Genomic DNA, 20,744 nt, shown 5'->3' on the forward strand with positions numbered 1-20,744 from the left:
CGTGCCGCGGGTAGAGCGGCCCCGGATTTCGCTTCGCTTGATCCGGGCTACGCGAGCGCCCCGTTAGCGCCAGAACCAGTAATACCCGGGTGGCGGTGGAGGCAGCAGCGGGCGAGGCCTGTGCGGCTTTGGCCGTGGCGGCGGCGCGGCACGCTCCTCGGGGACGGCGGCGGCCTCCGCCGCGGTGCCGTCGTCGGGCAGCTTCACGGACAGCAGCACGTTGGTCTCATAGGTGCGCCAGCGATAGCCGATGCCGAAGTCGACCGGCTGCGCGCGGCGGAACAGCTCGGCATAGGAATGCTGGTAGCGGCCGGGGAACTTGTCGATCGGGCCGCGATAGCTGCCGAACGGGAAGAAGCGCCACCGCTTCGGGCCGTAATAGGCCAGCGGGATTCCGGAATCGTCCTGGATGATGGTCGCGCTGTTGGCCAGGATGAAGCTGCGCACGGTCGAGAAGTTGCCGGCGTGCATCAGATAGGATGCGCTCTTGATCAGGCTGTTGCCGGGCGCCAGCGTCGCGCAGAATTTCAAGAAGCCGCTCGCCTTGACGCCCGAATTGGAGAGATCGGTCGAGAAGTAATACAGCGTCTTCTCCACCCCGTCGGCGCCGGCAAACATGATCCGGACGCCGCGCGCATTGCTGCGCGCCGGCGCATCGACGCCCGCCGACAGCGCCCCGCCGTCGTCGAGCGCGACCGGTTTGACGTCGCGGATGGTCATGCCGGAGCGCGCCAGGAACACATAGAGGATCGGCAAGCTGCCGCTGACCTGGCTGGTGTGCAGGTCTGTCTTCATCTGCTTGGTGATGAAGAAGGAGAAGCTCAGGATCGAGGCCAGCGAGCGCTCGACATTGTGGAGCGCCGCGGTGACGCCGCCGCGCGGCAGCGTGGCGAGATCGGCGACGCCGCCGGGCGGCTCGAGCGCGCTCAGCACATAGGTCGTCGCCTTCGGGTAGAAGGCATTGGCGTAGAGGAAGTCCGGCCCCGAGAACATGTAGAACATGGTCGGCTTGGGCGCGGCGAGATTGGCGTCGGACCAGGCGCGGATCCGCGAGATCTGTCGCTGCTCGAGCTGGGCGAAGGCCGAGTCGAAGAACTTCGCGTGACGCTGCCAGGCCGGGTCCCGCGTCAGCGGCGTCAGCGGTGACTCGGCCGAGGGCGGCATGCCGGCGAGGAAGCGCGCCGTGTCATCGGCGGTCACCCCTGCCGCGCGCGCCGCCGGCGCAACGAGCAGCAAAATCGCAGCGAACGTCAGCAGCCTGACGGACAATGACATTCTCATTCGCTACCTGAACGTACGGTCGAGGGGTGATCGGGCCGCTTGCGGAAGATCGCGTAGATCAAAAGGCCGGAAACCATGATCAGGGATCCAAGCGCCGACTGCAGCGGGCGCTGCGTCAACAGATAGTACATCATGAAGCCGGTCACGAGCAGGAAAACCAGCGGCGTCACCGGGTATCCCCAGGCCCGGTACGGACGCGGCAGCTCGGGATGGGTGATGCGCAGCTTGATCACGCCGGCGACCGCGAAGAACGAGCAGAACAGCAGCGCGAACTGGATGAAGTCGAGCACCGCCTCGAAGCTGCGCGTGAGCAGCATCACGCTCGCCACCGCCAGCTGGAACAGGATCGCATAGACCGGCGCACCGCGGCCGGAGCGGCGCGCGAACGGCTGCAAGGCCGGAATGTCCTCGCCCATCGTCATCATCACGCGCGGCCCGATCCACATCATCGCGGAGATCGATGAGATCAGCCCGACGCAGATCATCGCGCCGACGATGCGCCCGCCGAGCTCGCCGAAAATATAGGTGCCGGAGATGCGGGCGACGTCGAGCTGGCCGGCGAGCTTGTCGACCGGCGCGCTGTGCAGGAACACCGCGTTGAGCGCGACGTAGAGCACCAGCACGACCAACGTACCCGACAGCATCGCCCGCGGCAGATTGCGCTCCGGCGTCCGCATCTCGCCGATGATGTAGGTCGCGGCATTCCAGCCCGAGAACGAATACATCACGAACACCAGGCTGATCGCGAACGGCGGGCTCAGCACCTGCGAGAGCGCCGCCGACGACGGCGCGAACGAGATCGGCTGTGGGGTTGCGATCACGAAGCCCGCCACCAGGAATGCTATGATCAGCACCACCTTCAGCATGGTCGCGACCAGCTGGAAGGTCGCGGAGTGCTTGACGCCGGTGAGTTGCACGATCGACACCAGCCACACCACCCCGAGGGCGAGCGCGAGCGGCGGCGCGTCGGGCAGGATGGCGCGGGCGTACTCGCCGAACGCCATCGCCGCCAGCGCGACCGGCGCGGCGAAGCCGACGGTCGCCGACACCCAGCCGGCGACGAAGCCGAACGCCGGGTGATAGGCGCGGCCGAGGAAATTGTATTCGCCGCTCGAGCGCGGAAACATCGCGCCGAGCTCGCCATAGGAGAACACGCCGCACAGCGCGACGATGCCGCCGACGGTCCATAGCAGCAGGATCGAGAAGCCGGACGGGATGTCCTTGACCTGGAAGCCGAGGCTGGTGAAGACGCCGACGCCGACCATGTCGGCGACGACAATCGCAGTCGCCGTCAGAACCGAAACGGTCGAGCCCGCGCCGGGAAGCGGGCCGCGCAGCGCTGCGCTTCCCATGGGTGATGCCGCCATCTCGACCGTACCCTTCAAGCCGCCGACCGCCTTGAGCCCGCGCATCGTGCAGACTTGCGCGCGGCAATTCAAGAAGCGTTAACAAGGGTTTAAATCGGAACCGTGAGAGGTTTCATGATACCTTTAACCGAACCGCATGGAACCGCCTGCAAATCCGGCACGGGGGGAGCCTTCCCACAATCAAGACACGATTGGGTGGTCTGGTATTGGCTTCCGGATGTGGGGAAACGCTTCCGGAAGCTTAACGTGACCTAAACACCGACGAGCTCAAATACGTTGTTTGCCGGTGGGGTCGGGGCAGCGGGGTGGATGGTCGGGGCACAGCCGATAGTCGACAGGTGTGATCGCGTCCGCCGGGTGATGGCACCCGGCGCGACGCGCCCTGCAAGGCTGTTCGGCCGTCGCCGGATCGCGGCTGCTTGCATGCTGGTCCCACTCGCACTGCCGCTGGCTCAGTGCGGCAAGGCGCCGAACCCGGAGATGGTGGCCGCCAACACGCAGGCTACCGGCGGCGACACGTTCGAAGACCGCTTCCCTGCACCGCAATTCCGCGACCGCTTTCCGACCGAGAAGGAAAGCTTCGCGCCGTTGCAGCGGACCGCCACCGCAGAGCCGGCGCCGATGCCTCCGCCGAAGACCGCGCCCTCGCCGGTGCGTGTCGCCTCGATCTCGCCCAGCCTGACGCTGCCGCGCCCGTCCGAGCGCGACGAGCTGACCACGCTGGTCAGCATGAAATCCTCCGCCTTCCCTTATTTCGGCAACAACCCGCGCAACGACGCCCCCTTCCTCAATGTCGGCAATGGCGAGCGGCGCGGTCACCGCAGCCTCTCCGGCCGGGTCTACTGGCAGAACGAGACCTACAACGACAGCCGCGTGCTGGTGCACGTGCCCGAGAGCTTCGATGCCGGCAAGCCCGGCGTGATCGTGGTGTTCTTCCACGGCAATGGCGCGACGCTGGAGCGCGACGTGCGCGACCGCCAGCTGGTGCCACAGCAGATCACGGACTCGGGCGTCAACGCGGTGCTGCTCGCGCCGCAGATGGCGGTCGACGCCGCCGACTCCAGCGCCGGCAAGTTCTGGCAGCCGGGCGGCTTCAAGCGGTTCCTCGACGAGTCCGCAAGCCACCTCGCCCGCCTCTATGGCGATCCGAAATCGGCGCAGATTTTCGCCAACATGCCGGTCGTGATCGTCGGCTACAGCGGCGGCTTCCTGCCGACCGCCTGGAGTCTGGAGGTCGGCGGCGCCGCCGGTCGCGTCCGTGGCGTGCTGCTGCTCGACGCAATTTACGGCGAGCTCGACAAATTCGCCTCCTGGATCGAGAAGAACCGCACCGGCTTCTTCATCTCGTCCTACACCCGCTACACCAGGCAGCGCGATCGCGAGCTGATGTCGATGCTGCGCGACAAGGGCATCACGGTGAGCGAGAGCATGGACGGTCCGCTGCGTCCCGGTAGCGTGGTATTCGTGCAGACGCGCGACGGCATCACCCATCGCAGCTACGTGACGCAGGCCTGGACCGAGTTTCCGATCAGGAATGTGCTGACCAAGATGGCGGCAACGCCGGCGCTGACGCGGTATGCCAGCGTTCCTGTGTCAGCGAACCGTTGACGACAGGCTTGCATCGCGGCGCCGCCGGTTCCGCAAGAAATGTCGTGTTGATGATTGAATGATTTTTGCCGCGCAGCATTGTTCGCGCTGCATATGCACCCTAGGGTGCATTGATATTAAGGGACAAATACTTTTTCGGGGATGGGCTGTTGCAGGAAGGTCTTTACAAGATCGAGTACCACACCGTTCACGGCACCGGCACCGGTGTCCTCTATGCCATCAACGGCAAGCTGCGCGGCGGCAATTCGGCGTTTGCGTTCGTCGGCCATTACTCTGACCGCAGTGACGGCATTCACGTCAAGGTCTCGACCCAGCGGCACAATCCGGATCCGGCGTTCCGGCCGCTGTTCGGCACCGACATGATCACGCTGATGCTGAAGGGCACCGAGAACGGCGACATGGTCGACTTCGAGGGCGAAGCGTTGCAGCTGCCGGGCGTCAACTTCAAGGCCGTGCTGACGCGGATCGCAGACTAATCTACTCGGCCGCGGCGGCATGCGCGGACGAACGCGGCCGCGTCGCGATCACGATCGCCAGCGCGGCGGCGACGAAGGCCGCCGCGACATAGCCCGCGCTGTAGAGCCATTCGCGCGCGAACAACATTCCGCCGATCGCCGAGCCGATGGCCTGGCCGACATACAACACCGAGGTGTTGAGCGAGACCGACGCCGACGCCAGCGGCGGCGCCGCGCCGACGAGGCGCACCTGCTGCATCGAATTGGTCGAGGCAAAGCCGAGCCCCCACACCGCGACGGAGGCGGCCATCAGGACGTAAGCTCCTGCGGTCAGCGCCCAGCCGGCGACGCCGGCCAGCAGCAATCCGGTGAACAGCACCGAGGTCTTCCAGGCGCCCCAGCTATCCACGATGCGCGTTGCGATCATGATGCCGATGAAGCCGCAGATGCCGTAGAGCGCGAACGCGATGCCGATCGCATCAGGGCTCGCGCCGGTGAGCTTGGCCAGCAACGGACCCATGAAGGTGAACACCACGAACTGGCCGGACATCTGCAGCGTCGTGACCGCGAGCAGCAGGACGATCATCGGATTGCGGCCGAGATTGATCCAGGTTCTGAGGTCGACCGGCGCGCCGTGCAATCCGCCGGGCAACCGCCACCACAACATGACGACGCTCAAAAGGCCGGTCAGCGCGATCGCGCCATACGATGCGCGGAAACCGTAGCGGCTGGCGATGAAGGTGATCAGCGGCAGCCCGACCGCGGCGGCGAGCGACCAGCCGAGGAAGATGTAGGCGATGGTGCTCCCGCGCTTCTCCTCCGGCACGATCAGCGCCGCAGTGCCCGCCGCCTGAGGCGTGTAGAGCACGCCGACCGCGAGCATCACGAGGCGGATGATCAGCAGGCTGTTGTAGTCGGGCGCGAACGCGGAGGCCGCATTGGTCAGCGTCAGCACCAGCAGCGTGACCGCGAGCAGCGCGCGGCGCTCGACCCGGCTGGTCAGCCACGCCGTCACTGGCGAGCCGACGCACAGCACGATCGCGCCGAACGTGATCAGGAGGCCCGCGGCATGGATGGTGACGCCGAGGCCGCCGGACAATTCCGCGAGCATACCGGCCGGCGCCATCACCGAGCAGCCGGTGACGATGTTGCCAAGCATCAATGCAGTGGGCGCGAAGCGTTTCACGGCCCGCGTGGTAGCAGATGCGACATGATCGATGCAACTGCATCTAAATGCATGGCCGCCGCCCGGTCGCCGCCCCTTGCGCTCAGGGCGACGGCGTTGCGGACGGCGCCGCGTTGACGCTGGGCGAAGCACCTGCCGGTACTGGCGCGACCGGCTTCGGGCCGGCCGTCGCCGCCGGGCACGACGCCACCAGCTGCGTCCACGCAGGCTCCAGGCCAACCGTATCGATATCGAATGTTGCGATGGCCGCGTTGCCGCCTTGCGCGGACGCATGCTCGCCGACCAGCAGATGCGGCGCGGCCAGCATCGCCTTGACGGCATCCGGCTTCACCGCATCGTTCCAGACCTCGTATTTGCCGATCCGGACCGCGACCCTGCCGATCGCCACGGCGTTGTCGGTGCCGGCCATCATCACCACCGTGCTCTTGCCGGCGGTGCCGTCGTCGACCTCCCGCACGAACATCAGCCGTGCGCGATCCTTGTTCTCGCAGAACAGCCGCCACTCCATGGTGCGGAACGACGTGCCGTCACCGCGCTTCTCCAGCGCGATCTTGCGGATGTACGGCCGCGCGTCCTTCTCCAGCGTCCACGCGGTCTCCGGCAGCGGCCTGGTGTCGATGCCGAAACGATAGAGCTCCGGGCGCGTCAGCACGTGCTGGTTCTCGAACTTCACCGTCCTGATGAGATCTTCCAGTTCGCGCTTGATCCCCATCGTCGCGATGAACGCGGCGCGATCCCGATCGGCGCTTGCCAGCTGGCGCTTCTTGTAGTCCGCCACCACCTGCGGCGGCGGATTGCCGTGGATGACGAGCGTCAGGCGGGAATTATGCACCGCCATCACCGCATCGGGCGCCACCTCGCGGTTGGTCGCGCCGAGGAACAGATAGCCACAGGCCGAATTGCACATCGCGCGGCGGGTGGTGAGTTCGGCCTCGACCTCGCCGCCCGCATCCTTGATCTTCAGGCACGCGGCGTCGACCTGCTTGTCCGCGCTGCAGGCCGGCACGATGGTCCGGCCGATCCGGGCGATCGCCTTGCGGGCGCGCAGCAGCCGCGCGATCGCGTAGGACTGTTCGACATTACCGCCGGGCGAATGCAGGTAGATCGGACGCTGCGTGTCCTTGACGCCGGCGAGGAAGCGGCGGATCCGGCCCGCCGAGTCCCGGTCGATCTCGCCCTCGATGGCGATCCAGCGGTCGCAGCCGGCGCCGCAAGCATTCGCCGGACCCTTGGCGAGATAGATCGTCAGCCGCGGCGCGAACCCGGCCTTCTCGACCGGCGTTTCCTCGGCGCGCAATGCGCCAGGGGCTGACAGCAAGAGGACGAGGAACAGGAGGCGGACAAACATGAAATTGGCGGATCGCACGCGGCGGAAAAATCGCCTTTGAGGTTAGACGATGATCGGCGCCGCCGCAACGTTCGGTGGCGTCCGGCGCGCCCGAGACCCCTCGCCGAAGCTGTGCTCCGCTGCGGCCGCAAGGCCTGATATTCTTGATATTGCCGGATTGCAGGCGTCGAATCCCCTGCTATACCGCTGCTTTCCGCTTACCTGCGCTCGTTCGCAGGAGTGAGCTACAGGAGTCATCATGACCGATACGCCCAAATCCGAGTCCGGATTTCAATACAGCCTGTCCAACCTCAAGCCAGCAGAACCCGTGCACAAGATCGCCCTCACCTTTCCAGACGGGGCGAAGCGCGACTTCCCCAGAGGCACCACCGGTCTCGAAATCGCCCAGGGCATCTCGCCCTCGCTCGCCAAGCGCACCGTCGCGATGGCGCTCGACGGCACGCTCGCCGACCTCAACGATCCGATCGAGCAGGATGCGAAGATCGAGCTGATCAACCGCGAGGACCCGCGCGCGCTGGAGCTGATCCGGCACGATGCCGCGCATGTGCTGGCGGAAGCTGTGCAGTCGCTGTGGCCCGGCACGCAGGTGACGATCGGCCCCGTGATCGAGAACGGCTTCTATTACGACTTCTTCCGCAACGAGCCGTTTACCCCGGAGGATTTTGCCGCGATCGAAAAGCGGATGCGCGAGATCATCGGGCGTGACAAGCCGTTCACGAAAGAAGTTTGGGATCGCGAGAAGACCAAGCAGGTGTTCCGCGACAAGGGCGAAGCCTTCAAGGTCGAGCTGGTCGACGCGATTCCCGGCAACGAGCCGATCAAGATCTATTTCCAGGGCGACTGGTTCGACCTGTGCCGCGGCCCGCACATGACCTCGACCGGCAAGGTCGGCAACGCCTTCAAGCTGATGAAGGTGGCCGGCGCCTATTGGCGCGGCGATTCCAACAATCCGATGCTGACCCGCATCTACGGCACTGCGTTCGCGAAGCAGGATGAGCTCGACGCCTACCTCAAGCAGATCGAGGAAGCCGAGAAGCGCGATCATCGCAAGCTCGGTCGCGAGCTCGACCTGTTCCACTTCCAGGAGGAAGGCCCGGGCGTGGTGTTCTGGCACCCCAAGGGCTGGACCATCTTCCAGCAGCTGATCGCCTATATGCGGCGGCGGCTGCTCGGCGACTATGACGAGGTCAACGCGCCGCAGATCCTCGACAAGGTGCTGTGGGAGACATCGGGCCACTGGGACTGGTACCGCGAGAACATGTTCGCGGCGCAGTCCGCCGGCGACGAGGCCGAGGACAAGCGCTGGTTCGCGCTCAAACCGATGAACTGCCCAGGCCACGTGCAGATCTTCAAGCACGGCTTGAAGAGCTACCGCGACCTGCCGCTGCGGCTCGCCGAGTTCGGCGTCGTGCACCGCTACGAGGCGTCGGGCGCGATGCACGGCCTGATGCGGGTGCGCGGCTTCACCCAGGACGATGCGCATGTGTTCTGCACCGAGCAGCAGCTCGCCGACGAGTGCCTCAAGATCAACGACCTGATCCTGTCGACTTATGCCGATTTCGGCTTCGAGGGCGAGCTCACCGTCAAGCTGTCGACGCGGCCGGAGAAGCGGGTCGGCACCGACGAGATGTGGGATCACGCCGAGCGCGTGATGGCGACCGTCTTGCGCGAGATCCAAGTCAAGAACAACAACATCAAGACCGAGATCAACCCGGGCGAAGGCGCGTTCTACGGGCCGAAGTTCGAATATGTGCTGCGCGACGCCATCGGCCGCGACTGGCAGTGCGGCACCACGCAGGTCGACTTCAACCTGCCGGAGCGGTTCGGCGCGTTCTATATCGATCACGACGGATCGAAGAAGGCGCCGGTCATGGTGCACCGTGCGATCTGCGGCTCGATGGAACGCTTCATCGGCATCCTGATCGAGCACTATGCCGGTAACTTCCCGCTCTGGCTGGCGCCGACCCAGGTCGTCGTCACCACCATCACCTCCGAGGGCGACGAATACGCCAAGGTGGTGGCGGCGGCGGCCCGCCGCGCCGGCCTGCGCGTCGAGATCGACCTGCGCAACGAGAAGATCAACTACAAGGTCCGCGAGCATTCGCTGGCCAAGATCCCGGCGCTGCTCGTGGTCGGCAAGAAGGAGGCCGAGACGCATTCGGTCTCGGTCCGCCGCCTCGGCAGCGAGCGGCAGACCGTGATGCCGACCGACGAGGCAATCGCCGCGCTGGTGGACGAGGCGACCGCGCCGGACATCAAGCGGACGCGTTCGGCCGCCTGAGGTTCATAATCGGTCTAAAAAGGCTTTCGTCCGACAATTCGTGCCCCCATCTTGGGGGCACGACCCTACTTTGAAGGACCTTTCCGTGCCCGATGCCATTGAACTCCTGAAGACCCGCCGCTCGATGAAGCCACGCGAGATGACCTCCCCCGGCCCGTCGGCGGCCGAGCTCGAGACCATCCTGACCATCGGCGCGCGGGTGCCCGACCACGGCAAGCTCGCGCCCTGGCGCTTCATCGTGTTCGAGGGCGACGCCCGCACGCGCGCCGGCGATGTCATCGCCAAGGTGTTTTCGCGGAAGAACCCCGGTGCCCCGGCCTCCGACATCGAGGTCGAGAAGAAGCGCCTGACCGATGCGCCGCTGGTGATCGGCGTGGTCTCGTTCACAAAACCGCACCCGAAGGTGCCGCCGTGGGAGCAGGAATTGTCGGCGGGCGCGAGCGCGATGAACATCGTCACCGCGGCGACCGCGCTCGGCTACGGCGCCTGCTGGCTGACCGGCTGGTTCGCCTTCGACCGCGACGTGCTCGAAGGCCTCGGCCTCAAGCCGGACGAGAAACTCGTCGCCATGATCCACATCGGTACCCCGACCAAGCCGAGCGAAGACCGCCCGCGCCCGGCGCTGTCGGATATCGTCACGCGATTCTAGCCGCTTCGCATGCGGCGCGGCGAAGCAATCCATGCTTCCGCACATACTGCACGATGGTGTCCTTGAGCGAGCTCGGACACGCAAGCCGCCTCACTTGAGGATCGAAAAAACCATCTTCTGCGCTCCCTGGTACAGGTTGAACGCGTCCGCCAGGTAAAAGAACAAGAGCGTGTGGACGATATACATACGATTTTCAAACAGCTTCAGCACACGCTCAAAGAGCAGCACGACGTATGGAACGTTGATGAACGAATAGACGACCGCCGGCCCCAGAATGAATGAACCGGCGATGTCGCTTGGATAGTGCCATCCAAAAGCGACGCGAACGCCGCCGATGACCACCCATACCCAGACAAAGCAAAGGCATCCGACCAGCCTATTTTCCAGCAGGATCACAGCAGCCAGGGAAAAGAACAGGGTCGCCGTGTCGCTGGGAAAGGATCCCTGACGGCCGAAGGTTGAGGCCCATTGCGGATCGGCGATATTCAGATGAAGCGCGGGGTCCATGAGCGGGCGTATGTGGGGGGTCGTGTGATGCTGCAACCAAACAGAGACGACCACAGCCAGAGAAGTCGCAGCCAGCCCGGCCAACATCCGGCTGCGTCGCTCGATGCAATCGCTGGAAAACCACAGCGCAAGCAGGGAAAAGAAAACCGGAAAACCTCGGATCAGCGAACTATTGCCGAGAAACTCCCACAGGCGCTTGTTGTGCAGATCGTTGCTTCCAAGAAACGAGTTCAAGGCCAGGAGGAGGTCAAGATCGGTACCGCTGCCTGTCATGTTCGCTTTTCCGCTCGGTCCCCGATCATGCAACCTCAACCCATGGGTCGTCCACTGCTCTCAAGAGCTCGCGCATGACTTCGAGAAGTGCGTGCGCGCGCATGTTCCCGAGCGGTAATGTTGCGATCCATAGGCCTCGATGGCCAGAGCCTATTTCCGCTCCGTATGAACGAGGTTAAGAAACCCGGAGGATCGACCGCGCTCTCGAGCTTCGGCTTCCGAGGGTGAAACGGAATTCCGCCCTCGGATGGTGGCCACATCAAGCACCGTCAGCCCGGTGGAAGGCTCCGCGCTCATCGTTTCGGATTGCGCCCGCGGATATGGTCAAAGCCCTGCTTGATTCCGGCGAAGCGCGCTTCGACGATCGGCTCGAATTCGAGGTCGGTGAAGATATACGGCCAGTCGTTTTCGATGCCTTCGCGGACGAGTTCGCCGACATAGAGGGGATCGATGCCCTGGGAGACGCGTTCCCGGATCAGGTTGATCCGCTCGGCAATCGGGCCCGAAGTCGGCGGGGCTCGGACCGCCCCCTCGAAGCGTTTCGGGAGGTTGCGCCCCGAGTTCACGATTTGCGTGCGGATGAACCCGGGACACAGCACCGATACGCCGATGCCGCGGGGCGCCAGTTCCGGCCGCAGGCCCTCGGACAGCGCGACAACACCATACTTTGAAACGTTGTATGCAGTGCTCCCCCCGGAGATAAGGCCGGCGATCGAGGCCGTGGAGACGATCTGTCCACCCTCGCCATGCTGCTCGATCAACGGCCCGAAAATCTCGATCCCCCAGATGGTCGCCATCAGGTTGACGCCCAGGGTCCAGTTCCACGCCCCCTCGGTCCAGGTGCCGTAGGGCCCGCCGCCGCCGACGCCGGCGTTGTTGACGAGGATATGCACCTTGCCGTAGCGGGCCGTCGTGGCTTCGGCGGCGGCGACTAGTTCGGCTTTGAGCGAGACGTCGGCTTTCACGCTGTCGACGTCGACGTTGGTGCGCCGCAGTTGCTCGATCGCTGCGGACAGCGCCGCTTCTTCAATGTCGCAAAGCATCACCTTCACCCCCGCCTGGGCCAAGGCGGTTGCGATCCCCAAACCGATGCCTGACGCGGCACCGGTCACGAACGCGGTCTTTCCAGCAAGTTCCTTCACGTACATTCCCCCGTGTAAGCCGAGAGCCTCGTCCAGGACGCCAAGTGTCCCTGGACGGAATATGACCGCACTTTTGTGCGATTAGGAAGTGCTGCGCCCAGCGCCGAAGTCTGCCGCCTTCAAGCTTACCCCATAGGCAGTCCGCCGCTCTCAATCCGCTCGCGCATGACTTCGAGAAGTGCGCGCGCTGGCATCGGCGTGCCGCTGACATCAGGACCTGAGGGCATTGGAATGGCGACCCCGCGGGACGTATGGCCTAGCGCCGATGTCTTGATCGCTTCAGTTCGGCGACCTGAAACTTGCCGGCGATGAGAAGGCTGCTGCAATACCAGTGTGCTCTGTTCCGGTACTCGCCCAGGAACACCTTGGTCTCCATGCAATCTATGTAGGATTTGTAGGTCAGGTTATCTCTGCACGTTGCCGAGTAAGGCCCGATGCCAAGCCCCCCGCCCGACTCGCTACACCCGTTCCAGGGGAGGTTGCCGTGTCGGAGGCTTGTTTCACAGCCACCGTTGCAGTTGCTGGCGACCTTCTCCAGCTTGGCAATCCTGCCCAAAACTGAATCCGGCGCAGGCGACGGCGTTCGCGCGGTTGTCGCGCGAGCCGCTGACGAGGACGTTTGGGCAGTTGACGATGTCCGGCGCGATGCCGCGGTGTTTGCCGTCCGCTCGGGGCTGTGTGGCCTTGCCACCGGCTTCGGCGCCTGGACGGTGATGGAGGGAAGCGGGGCTGCGGAGCCTGTCGCGGTCTGCGACGCGGCCGGGTTGCACAGCCATGCGGAAGCCAGAACGGCGACGGCAACGGGCGCAGCAATGCGTGAAGACAATCTCATGAGATGCCCCCCCAATCCGGAACGGAAATGCCGTCCGGATCAATGCACGGTATCATACGCACCGGATTGGGCAACCGGGGGTTGAAGCGATATCTGCCGATAATTCGCTGCTCTCGTCATTGCCGGGCTTGACCGGCAATCCATCAAGCGAAGGCCTCTTGAGAGGAGGGCCGGGTCAAGCCCGGCCATGACGCGCCAAGCTAGGCTGCCTTCGACGCGCGGTTGGCGAAGCCGCTCAGTAGCGCGGCGATCTCGCTGCCCGGCCTCGCCGCGCTGAACAGGAAGCCCTGCACCTCGTTGCAGCCCTCGGCGCGCAGCCAGTCGAGTTGGTCGACGGTCTCGACACCCTCCGCGGTCGTGGTGATCCTCAGGCTGCGGCCGAGGCCAGAGATCGCGCGCACGATCGCGAGGCAATCGGAGCGGCGCGCGAGGTCCTTCACGAAGGAGCGGTCGATCTTGATCTTGTCGAACGGGAAGCTGCGCAGATAGCTCAAGCTGGAATAGCCGGTGCCGAAATCGTCCATGGAGATGCTGACGCCGAGCTCGCGCAATTGATGCAGGATCGCAAGGTTGGCCTCGGTCTCCGCCAGGAACACCGACTCGGTGATCTCCAGTTCGAGCCGGCGCGCCGGCAGGCCGGAATGCGCCAGTGCCGAGATCACGGCCTGCACAAGATTGCGGCTGCGGAACTGGACCGGCGACAAATTGACGGCGATCTTGACGTCGGCGGGCCACTTCATCGCCTCGGAACAGGCCTCGCGCAGCACCCATTCGCCGAGCGCGACGATCAAGCCGATATCTTCCGCGACCGGAATGAACTCGGCGGGCGAGACCATGCCCTTGTGCGGATGCCGCCAGCGCAGCAGCGACTCGAATCCGGAGATGCGGTCGGCCGCGATGTCGACCAGCGGCTGGTAATGCAGTTCGAACTCGCCATTGGCGAACGCGGCGCGCAGGTCACGCTCCATGTCGCGGCGTTTCTGCGCCTGCTGATCCATCTCGGGTTCGAAGAAATGGTGCACGCCGCCGCCCTCGGACTTGGCGCGGTACAGCGCCATGTCAGCGTTGCGCATCAGTTCTTCCGACGTCGTGCCGTCGCCCGGCGACAGCGCGATGCCGATGCTGGCGCCGACTACGACCTCAAGGCCGTCGATGTCGTAGGGTGCACTCAACACGTCGATCAGCCGCTCGGCGAAGGCGCTGGCTTCGTTCGGCGACACATCGGCCGCGAGCACGATCGCGAATTCGTCGCCGCCGAGTCGCGCCGCGACATTGTCGCCGCGCACTTCCGCGCGCAGCCGCTCGGCGACCAGCTTGAGCAGCCGGTCGCCCATCGGATGGCCGAAGGAGTCGTTGACGTTCTTGAACAGGTCGAGGTCGATGCCCATGACGGCGACGCGCTTGTTGCCGGACCGGCCGCGCTCCAGCGCCTCGCGCAGGCGCTCCTGGTAGAAGTCGCGGTTCGGCAGGTTGGTCAGGCCGTCATGATGCGCCATGTGGGCGATCCGCGCCTCGGCGGCGCGCCGCTCGGTGATGTCGACCACCGCGACCAGATAGCCGTCGCGGCCTTCGAACGCCACCTTGCGCCCGAAGGTCAGCACGTGGATCTCGCTGCCGTCGGCGCGGATATGTCGCCAGTCGCGGCTGGATTGATAGACCTCGCCGACATCGCGCAGCGCCGCGCTGTGGAGCGCCCATTCGTCTTCCGGCCAGATCTGGCGCAGCGTCATGCCGAGGAATTTTTCGCGCGAATAGCCGTAGTGCTGGACGGCGGCGTCGTTGACGCTCAGGAATTCCATCGTGTCGGCGTCGAACACCCACATCGGCATCGGGTTGTTCTCGAACAGGAGGCGGAACGACACCTCGCGCCGCTTCAGCGCGGTGACGTCGGTGACCGTCAGCGACAGCATGTCGCCGAACGCGGTGACGCCGAGCCGAAGACAACGGTCGCCGCTCTCGATCTCGAGTTGCCCGCCGCTCCTGCCGCCGACGAACCCGCGCAGTCCTGCGATCACGTCCCGCGCAGCGAGCGGATTGCCGCCGGCGCCGAGCCGCCGCCACAACAATTCGGTCGCGGGCTGCATCAGCAGCCGCGCGGCCCCCTGGTTGAGATGCACGATCTGGAAATCGGCCGGCTCACCCCTCGCATCGCGGATCGCGGCCAGCGACAGCACACCCTCGTCGGTGGCCGAGAAGATCGTATCCAGCAGATTGTACTGCGTGTTGCGCTCATTGACGTAGACACCGACCAGCGTGCCGCCGCCCCAGCGCGAACGCGTCGGCAGCGCCAGCACGTCGTAGGTCCGCACCACGCCGTCACGCACACAATGCGCCGAGGCGAGATAGGGACGGCAGTTCTCGTGCGCATTCGCGGTGGCTTCGGTCAGTGCGGTCGCACAGTCCGGCGGCAGCGCACTCAGCGGAATGTCCCAGCGCTCGTCGTTGAGCCAGCTCTGGACATATCGCCCGGTGTGGGAAACGCGCAGCGTGCCGTCGACCCTGCGCAGCAGCACGATGTGGTCCGCCAGCCGGCCGAGGCTGCCGAGCATCACGTCTTCATAGTGCGGCAGCTTCTCGCCCGGACGCACCGCGGCCTGCCACTTGCGCTGCAGCACCGCGACGTCGGCGAACATCTCGGAATTGAATTTGGCCGACGCCTTTGTTGATATCTTGTTGGCCATGACCATGGCACGCCCCGTTCACGCAAACGCTTAGTCCCCGCGGCATCCAAGTCAGCCGCAGCTTAACGCCATGTAAAAAATGCGCAGGGCCGCGCACAGACCGGACGATTACGGCGTCCTAAATGGCACGATGGTTAGTTCGCGTTAGAGACTATGACAGCTGCATGAAGGCGATGCGCATCAGCGCGCGGCCACGCATCAGCGCGCGATGACCTCGACCTCTCCGTCGACGCCGTTGACGACGTTGAAGGGACGCTCGAACACCTTGCCCTCGTTCTTGGCAATCGCGCGATACTCGCCCTCGGAGAGCACGACGCGCGGGAACGCGCCGATCGATTCCTTGATCACGTCGCCGCCCGGCGTGATCACCGACCAGGCGGTGTTGGCGAGCGCCTCGCCACCCTTCTCGCCGACCAGCTTGAGGGTGATGACGGCCGCGCGATGGGTGACGGTGACGTCGGTCAGCTTGCCGGCGGAGACGCGAATGTCGGAGCGCACCACCGAGTTGGCGTCGCCATAGTTGGAGACGATGTAGTAGGTGCCCTCAGGCAGCAGCGCGACGTCGCCGGCGGCGACGTTGGGCACCAGCGCCCCGCGATCGGAGCCATCGAACTGGCTGCCCTTGTAGATCGCAAAGGAGATCTGGTTGCCCGGGATCTTGCTGCCGCCGACGCGGCCCTCGATGCGCAGGCCGCCGGCCGGCAACAAGAACTGTTCGCGGTCGGTTTCCGATTTCAGGCTGACCGCGCGCACCGCGCTGACGAGGCCGAGCGCCACGTGCACAACATAGTTGCCGGGCGGCAGCACGATGTTGGGCGTCGCGCCGCGGTCCTCGCGGATCAGCTTGAAGGTGCCGTTCTCGTCCGGCTTGTCGGCGAACACCCGCCACACCAGCCCGCCGTTGATGGGGGGCAGATCCTTGCCGTACTTCGCCGTCAGCGACAGCACGGCCTGGCTCGCGGCCGGATTTGGCGGTGCTGCCGGAGTGGCCGGCGGCATGGTCGCGATCGAGGGCTGCACGATGGTCGGCTGGGTCAGCGGCCCCGGCAATGTCGGTCCGGAGCCGGCGCCGGACGGCGGCGCGAGGTTGAGCGCCGGCGGGGGCTCGGGGACCGCGGCCGGCGGGACCGGCGGCGGCCGGTCGCTGAACCATTGGGCTGATGCGGCGCCGGGGATCAGGCACAGGATCACGGCAAAGACCGCAAGCAGGAACAGCGGATGCCACCGCATGCCCCGCCCGCATCCAGCGATGCCGTTGCCCCTCGAGATCATGGCCATGCTTTTCACCGAAAACGCGGCAAATTCAAGCCTTCACAGCACCGGAAGGTCCCGGTCCCCAGGTTGGAACCGGCCGTTCAAGGCGATGTTAGCCTATCGTCGCGGTCCAGTCACAATCCCTCCCTACCGCGGTCAGGCCGGCATGAATCATGCCCCTAAGACGTGCTTGGAATAAACCATGAAGGCGGACGATTCTGGCCTAGGCGCGCGGCCGGGCCTAGTCTCGTTCCGGCAGGAGATATGTCGTGTTGGATAGCTGGATGGGCCGAGGCCAAAAAAGCTCCGACGGCCCCGACAAGGTCGGACTGGGACCGGTCCGCCGCCCGGTGATCGGGCTGGCGCTCGGCGGCGGTGCCGCGCGCGGCTTTGCCCATATCGGGATCATCAAGACCCTGCTCGCCCATGGCATCGTCCCCAATGTGGTGGTCGGCACCTCGATCGGCTCGGTCGTCGGCGGCGCGTACGCGGCCGGACATATCGAGACCCTGGAGCAGTGGGCGCGCGGGCTGCAGCCGCGCAGCGTGCTCGGCTACCTCGACATCCGCCTCAACGGCTCCGGCCTGATCGGTGGCGCCAAGCTTGCCGCCGAGATCGAGGCAGCCCTTGGGAAGTCCATGATCGAGGACCTCCCGGTCAAGTTCGCGAGCGTTGCGACCGAGGTGCGCACCGGCCACGAGATCTGGCTGACCCACGGCCCCCTGGTGGATGCCATGCGCGCCTCCTACGCCCTGCCCGGCATCTTCGCTCCGGTGCTGATCGGTGACCGCTGGCTGGTCGACGGCGCGCTGGTCAATCCCGTGCCGGTGTCCGCGGCGCGGGCGCTTGGCGCGGAAATCGTGATCGCGGCGAACCTCTCCAGCGACGTGTTCGCGCACTCCACGACGATCTACAATCACGGTGCGTCAGCGCAGGCGCCCGAGGTAACGGTGGCTGTGACCGCGGAGGCCGAGATCGAACCCGAGCCGCCGAAGCGTCGGTTCGGCCGGTTCTTCTCGGCCGAGCGCACCGTAAAGCGTGAATTCTTCGGCAGCGCGACCCGGCCGGGCATCTCCAGCGTCATGGTCGACGCCTTCAACATCATGCAGGACCGCATCACCCGCGCCCGCCTCGCCGGCGATCCGCCCGACATGCTGATCTCGCCGCGGGTCGGCCAGATCGGCTGGTTCGACTTCCACCGCGCGGAGGACCTGATCGCGCACGGCATCCGCGCCGCCGAACGGGCCATCGGCGCGATCGAGGAAGCGATCGAGATCCTGGTGCCGCCGTCGACCGGCGGCAGCACGGGCAAATAGCGCGTCAGGCCGTCTTGATGTAGTCGCGCAGCGCCTCCTGCTCGCGCTCGTACTCCTGCACGCGGCTCTTGACGATGTCGCCGATCGAGATCAGGCCGACCACCTTGCCGTCCTCGACCACGGGCAGATGGCGGAATTTGCCGATCGTCATCATCTCCATGATCGCGCTGACCGTATCCGACTCGCGGCAGCTCACGACCTTCCTGGTCATGACCGCGCTGACCGGCTCGTCCAGCGCGCCGGCACCGCGCTCGCTGAGCACGCGAACGATGTCGCGCTCCGACAAAATGCCTTCCATCCGGCCCTGATCCATCACCAGCACCGCGCCGATCCTGCGCTCGCCGAGCAGCTTGACCGCAGCCGACAGCGTCGCGCCGGGCGCGACGCTCATGACCTGGTGGCCTTTGGCATCGAGAATGGAACGTACCGTCATTGTAGCCTCCCTGAATCCGTCCGCGTCCCCTTGAACGGGGGATCGACCTGTTCGCCAGAGTCTTCAATCAACAGTTCCGCGCCGAATTCGGTTCCGCGGCGCGGTGGCTGCGCGGCCATCTTTGTCAGGCCGCGTCATCTTGTTTCGCGAAGATGATGGATGAATTCGACCAAAGCCGCAAGCGACGATCAGACGCGTCCGGACTGATCCACCGATGACGCATCTGCAGCATCATCCCGCGCGCGCGGCACCGGGTCGAACAGCGAGAACAGCACGAGGCCGGCGAGGAAGCCGCCGATATGGGCCTGCCAGGCGACGCTGACATCGTCGCCGCCGATCGCCAGCGAGCCGACGCCGAATATGATGTTGACGCCGAACCAGATCGCCAGGAACGCGAGCACGCGCCCGTTGCGCAGCGACCGCGACAGCGACAGCGCCGGCACCTTGGCCGCGGCGTCGGCATCGCCGCGGTTGAACGACAGGAAGCTGCCGCGGACGAAGGCAAAGCGGATTGCCGCCGCCATGGTGCCCGACACTGATGCCGAGGCGCCGATCATCGGCGCGATCGCATGCTCATGGGTGACGAGATGCGCCAGCGCGCCGGCGGCCGCCGTCACCGCCATGAAAATGAAGAATCGCACCGCACCGAACCGCCGCGCCAGCGCGCTGCCGAACGGCAGCAGCCACAGCACGTTGAAGCCGATATGGGTGAGGTTGGCGTGCAGCAGCGAATAGGTGACGAAGGTCCAGACCTTGGCGCCGGCCCCGCCGGGGAAGGTGATGTCGAGCAGTGTCGAATCGTAGCGCTTGGGGATGAAGCCGAAGACGTCGATCGTCCAGTTTTCCATTTCCGGCGGCAGCAGCACCCGCAGATGGATCACCGCGAGCAGCAGGATATAGGCGGTGAGCGCCGGTGGCAGCGTCAGGATCGGCTCGCGCGGCGCCTCCGGCGGCGGCGCGAGCGGGGATTCGGGATGGGGGTCCAAGGGATCGACGGCCTTCGAATGCGGTGCTGAAGCTCAGATAGGCGGCTTTGACGGCCCTGTGCAAGTGCACAATCCCGAAATCGGACAGCCGCGGCGGCACGGCATCGGGCGTAGCGGAAAACCGCCAAAAGAAAAGGGAGGTGCTGAGAACACCTCCCTTATCCGGCTGATCTTATCGCGCCCCTGAAGGACCGGGAGAACATCCCCACCCCTCCCCGCGCGACGATCAAACTATTTGACGCCACCTGTACACGTAAAAGCGCCGACGCTTGGGGCAGCCGGCGCAAACGGGAACGGGCCGGACCCTACGCGGGGCCGGCTCGGCCGCCAAGCGTATAGTTAAATTTACGTTAATATCGCAAAGGTGTCGGTAACGCGCCGAAAGCGCGGCCGCGGCATGGACGCTGCACAGCCTTCCCTGCACAACAGAGAAGGGAAGGTGCCTGAGCAAAACCGGGACAGATGTGTCCCGACGAGACAGGCACCGGGCAAGGTTTGCTAGATGAAACACGGGTCCAGCCGCGAGTTCTTCGCTTATTGGAATGCGAAACGCGGCAGCGCGCGCGCACCTGAGCGGAGCGAGTTCGAACCGTCGGCGGTGCGCGAGCTGCTGGCCGACACCTTCGTGCTGTCCTGTGACGGCGAGGCCGGCTATCCCTTCCGCGTCGCCGGCACAAGGATCTCCGCCCTGCTCGGCTGCGACCTCAAGAAGCGTAGTTTCTCCACCCTGTTCAGCGGCGAAAGCCGCGGCGAGATCGAGGACATCATCACCTCCGTCGCCGAGGAAACGCTGCCGGCCATCGCGGGCGTCACGGCAACCACCGAGACCGGCGCCAAGGCGCATCTCGAATTGCTGCTGCTGCCGTTCACCGCCCGCGTCCATGAGCCGGTGAGCATGACCGGCCTGCTCGTGCCGTTCGAGGACGACGTCATCACGGTCCGCGACCTGGTCCTGACCTCCTGGCGCTATCTTCATCCCCAAGAGCGGCTTTTGCCGCGTGCACTGCGAAAGCTGGCGATCGCCCGCGGCTTCGTCGTTTATGAGGGCCTGCGCTAGCGTTCCCTCGCCATGCCAAAGCGCAATGAGATGTAGAATCGTCATCGCGCTTTAGCTCTTTGTTTGAGCATGACCTTTTCGGAAAACC

General features: G+C 65.3%; 16 protein-coding genes. 6 read left to right on the top strand and 10 right to left on the bottom strand.

What is annotated here, in order from left to right; translation table 11 throughout:
- Positions 1–63 precede the first annotated feature (63 nt).
- On the bottom strand, positions 64–1,275 hold the full coding sequence (locus tag JQ633_RS21685) for a hypothetical protein (protein ID WP_211987102.1): 1,212 nt from the start codon (positions 1,273–1,275) through the stop codon (positions 64–66).
- A gap of 2 nt (positions 1,276–1,277) precedes the next feature.
- Positions 1,278–2,648 carry an APC family permease gene (locus JQ633_RS21690; protein ID WP_211987258.1) on the bottom strand — a complete coding sequence of 457 codons (1,371 nt, stop codon included), beginning with the start codon at positions 2,646–2,648 and terminating at the stop codon, positions 1,278–1,280.
- Positions 2,649–2,957: 309 nt separating this feature from the next.
- Here JQ633_RS21690 and JQ633_RS21695 point away from each other — a divergent pair, with 309 nt between their 5' ends.
- Both JQ633_RS21695 and JQ633_RS21700 read left to right on the top strand, forming a co-directional pair.
- The gene (locus tag JQ633_RS21695) at positions 2,958–4,256 is read left to right on the top strand and encodes an alpha/beta hydrolase (protein WP_433995677.1); all 1,299 of its coding nucleotides are present in this window, start codon (positions 2,958–2,960) and stop codon (positions 4,254–4,256) included.
- A gap of 149 nt (positions 4,257–4,405) precedes the next feature.
- Complete coding sequence (locus JQ633_RS21700) at positions 4,406–4,732, top strand: GrlR family regulatory protein (protein WP_211987103.1); 327 nt, start codon at positions 4,406–4,408, stop codon at positions 4,730–4,732.
- 1 nt (position 4,733) lies between these two features.
- On the opposite strand, the gene JQ633_RS21705 is transcribed toward JQ633_RS21700, so the two are convergent.
- Together JQ633_RS21705 and JQ633_RS21710 are read right to left on the bottom strand one after the other, a co-directional pair.
- The gene (locus JQ633_RS21705) at positions 4,734–5,870 is read right to left on the bottom strand and encodes an MFS transporter (protein ID WP_211987260.1); all 1,137 of its coding nucleotides are present in this window, start codon (positions 5,868–5,870) and stop codon (positions 4,734–4,736) included.
- Positions 5,871–5,979: 109 nt separating this feature from the next.
- Positions 5,980–7,245, bottom strand: a complete 1,266-nt coding sequence (locus JQ633_RS21710) for a hypothetical protein (RefSeq protein WP_211987104.1) — start codon at positions 7,243–7,245, stop codon at positions 5,980–5,982.
- 238 nt (positions 7,246–7,483) lie between these two features.
- On the opposite strand from JQ633_RS21710, the gene thrS reads away from it, so the two are divergent.
- Complete coding sequence (gene thrS / locus JQ633_RS21715) at positions 7,484–9,526, top strand: threonine--tRNA ligase (RefSeq protein ID WP_211987105.1); 2,043 nt, start codon at positions 7,484–7,486, stop codon at positions 9,524–9,526.
- Between the two features lie 85 nt (positions 9,527–9,611).
- Positions 9,612–10,175 carry a nitroreductase family protein gene (locus JQ633_RS21720; protein ID WP_211987106.1) on the top strand — a complete coding sequence of 188 codons (564 nt, stop codon included), beginning with the start codon at positions 9,612–9,614 and terminating at the stop codon, positions 10,173–10,175.
- A 90-nt stretch (positions 10,176–10,265) separates the two neighbouring features.
- Here the strand turns inward: JQ633_RS21720 and JQ633_RS21725 are convergent, their stop codons facing one another.
- From JQ633_RS21725 to JQ633_RS21740, 4 genes are all read right to left on the bottom strand, one after another.
- A complete protein-coding gene (locus JQ633_RS21725) occupies positions 10,266–10,955 on the bottom strand; it encodes a phosphatase PAP2 family protein (protein WP_211987107.1) in 690 nt (229 codons plus the stop codon).
- A 293-nt stretch (positions 10,956–11,248) separates the two neighbouring features.
- Positions 11,249–12,097 carry an SDR family NAD(P)-dependent oxidoreductase gene (locus JQ633_RS21730; RefSeq protein WP_211987108.1) on the bottom strand — a complete coding sequence of 283 codons (849 nt, stop codon included), beginning with the start codon at positions 12,095–12,097 and terminating at the stop codon, positions 11,249–11,251.
- Positions 12,098–13,129: 1,032 nt separating this feature from the next.
- Complete coding sequence (locus JQ633_RS21735; RefSeq protein ID WP_211987109.1) at positions 13,130–15,616, bottom strand: putative bifunctional diguanylate cyclase/phosphodiesterase; 2,487 nt, start codon at positions 15,614–15,616, stop codon at positions 13,130–13,132.
- 192 nt (positions 15,617–15,808) lie between these two features.
- On the bottom strand, positions 15,809–16,882 hold the full coding sequence (locus JQ633_RS21740; protein ID WP_433995680.1) for a hypothetical protein: 1,074 nt from the start codon (positions 16,880–16,882) through the stop codon (positions 15,809–15,811).
- A gap of 251 nt (positions 16,883–17,133) precedes the next feature.
- Here JQ633_RS21740 and JQ633_RS21745 point away from each other — a divergent pair, with 251 nt between their 5' ends.
- A complete protein-coding gene (locus tag JQ633_RS21745) occupies positions 17,134–18,180 on the top strand; it encodes a patatin-like phospholipase family protein (RefSeq protein ID WP_211987111.1) in 1,047 nt (348 codons plus the stop codon).
- Positions 18,181–18,184: 4 nt separating this feature from the next.
- Here JQ633_RS21745 and JQ633_RS21750 read toward each other — a convergent pair whose 3' ends face one another.
- Together JQ633_RS21750 and JQ633_RS21755 are read right to left on the bottom strand one after the other, a co-directional pair.
- On the bottom strand, positions 18,185–18,613 hold the full coding sequence (locus JQ633_RS21750) for a CBS domain-containing protein (RefSeq protein ID WP_211987112.1): 429 nt from the start codon (positions 18,611–18,613) through the stop codon (positions 18,185–18,187).
- A gap of 188 nt (positions 18,614–18,801) precedes the next feature.
- On the bottom strand, positions 18,802–19,599 hold the full coding sequence (locus JQ633_RS21755) for a rhomboid family intramembrane serine protease (protein ID WP_211987113.1): 798 nt from the start codon (positions 19,597–19,599) through the stop codon (positions 18,802–18,804).
- 502 nt (positions 19,600–20,101) lie between these two features.
- Between JQ633_RS21755 and JQ633_RS21760 the strand changes: the two genes are divergently transcribed.
- Positions 20,102–20,656 (top strand): PAS domain-containing protein, encoded by a 555-nt coding sequence (locus JQ633_RS21760; RefSeq protein WP_211987114.1) that lies wholly within the window; start codon positions 20,102–20,104, stop codon positions 20,654–20,656.
- Positions 20,657–20,744 lie beyond the last annotated feature (88 nt).

The organism is Bradyrhizobium tropiciagri (assembly GCF_018130505.1).
Classification (GTDB): domain Bacteria; phylum Pseudomonadota; class Alphaproteobacteria; order Rhizobiales; family Xanthobacteraceae; genus Bradyrhizobium; species Bradyrhizobium tropiciagri_B.

Bases quoted from the DNA above. Each gene is read 5' to 3' on its own strand.
- thrS (WP_211987105.1), top strand. From the start codon at position 7,484: ATGACCGATACGCCCAAATCCGAGTCCGGATTTCAATACAGCCTGTCC.
- JQ633_RS21735 (WP_211987109.1), bottom strand. From the start codon at position 15,616: ATGGTCATGGCCAACAAGATATCAACAAAGGCGTCGGCCAAATTCAAT.
- JQ633_RS21685 (WP_211987102.1), bottom strand. From the start codon at position 1,275: ATGTCATTGTCCGTCAGGCTGCTGACGTTCGCTGCGATTTTGCTGCTC.
- JQ633_RS21740 (WP_433995680.1), bottom strand. From the start codon at position 16,882: ATGATCTCGAGGGGCAACGGCATCGCTGGATGCGGGCGGGGCATGCGG.
- JQ633_RS21760 (WP_211987114.1), top strand. From the start codon at position 20,102: ATGAAACACGGGTCCAGCCGCGAGTTCTTCGCTTATTGGAATGCGAAA.
- JQ633_RS21695 (WP_433995677.1), top strand. From the start codon at position 2,958: ATGGTCGGGGCACAGCCGATAGTCGACAGGTGTGATCGCGTCCGCCGG.
- JQ633_RS21725 (WP_211987107.1), bottom strand. From the start codon at position 10,955: ATGACAGGCAGCGGTACCGATCTTGACCTCCTCCTGGCCTTGAACTCG.
- JQ633_RS21705 (WP_211987260.1), bottom strand. From the start codon at position 5,870: ATGCTTGGCAACATCGTCACCGGCTGCTCGGTGATGGCGCCGGCCGGT.
- JQ633_RS21710 (WP_211987104.1), bottom strand. From the start codon at position 7,245: ATGTTTGTCCGCCTCCTGTTCCTCGTCCTCTTGCTGTCAGCCCCTGGC.
- JQ633_RS21690 (WP_211987258.1), bottom strand. From the start codon at position 2,648: ATGGCGGCATCACCCATGGGAAGCGCAGCGCTGCGCGGCCCGCTTCCC.
- JQ633_RS21750 (WP_211987112.1), bottom strand. From the start codon at position 18,613: ATGACGGTACGTTCCATTCTCGATGCCAAAGGCCACCAGGTCATGAGC.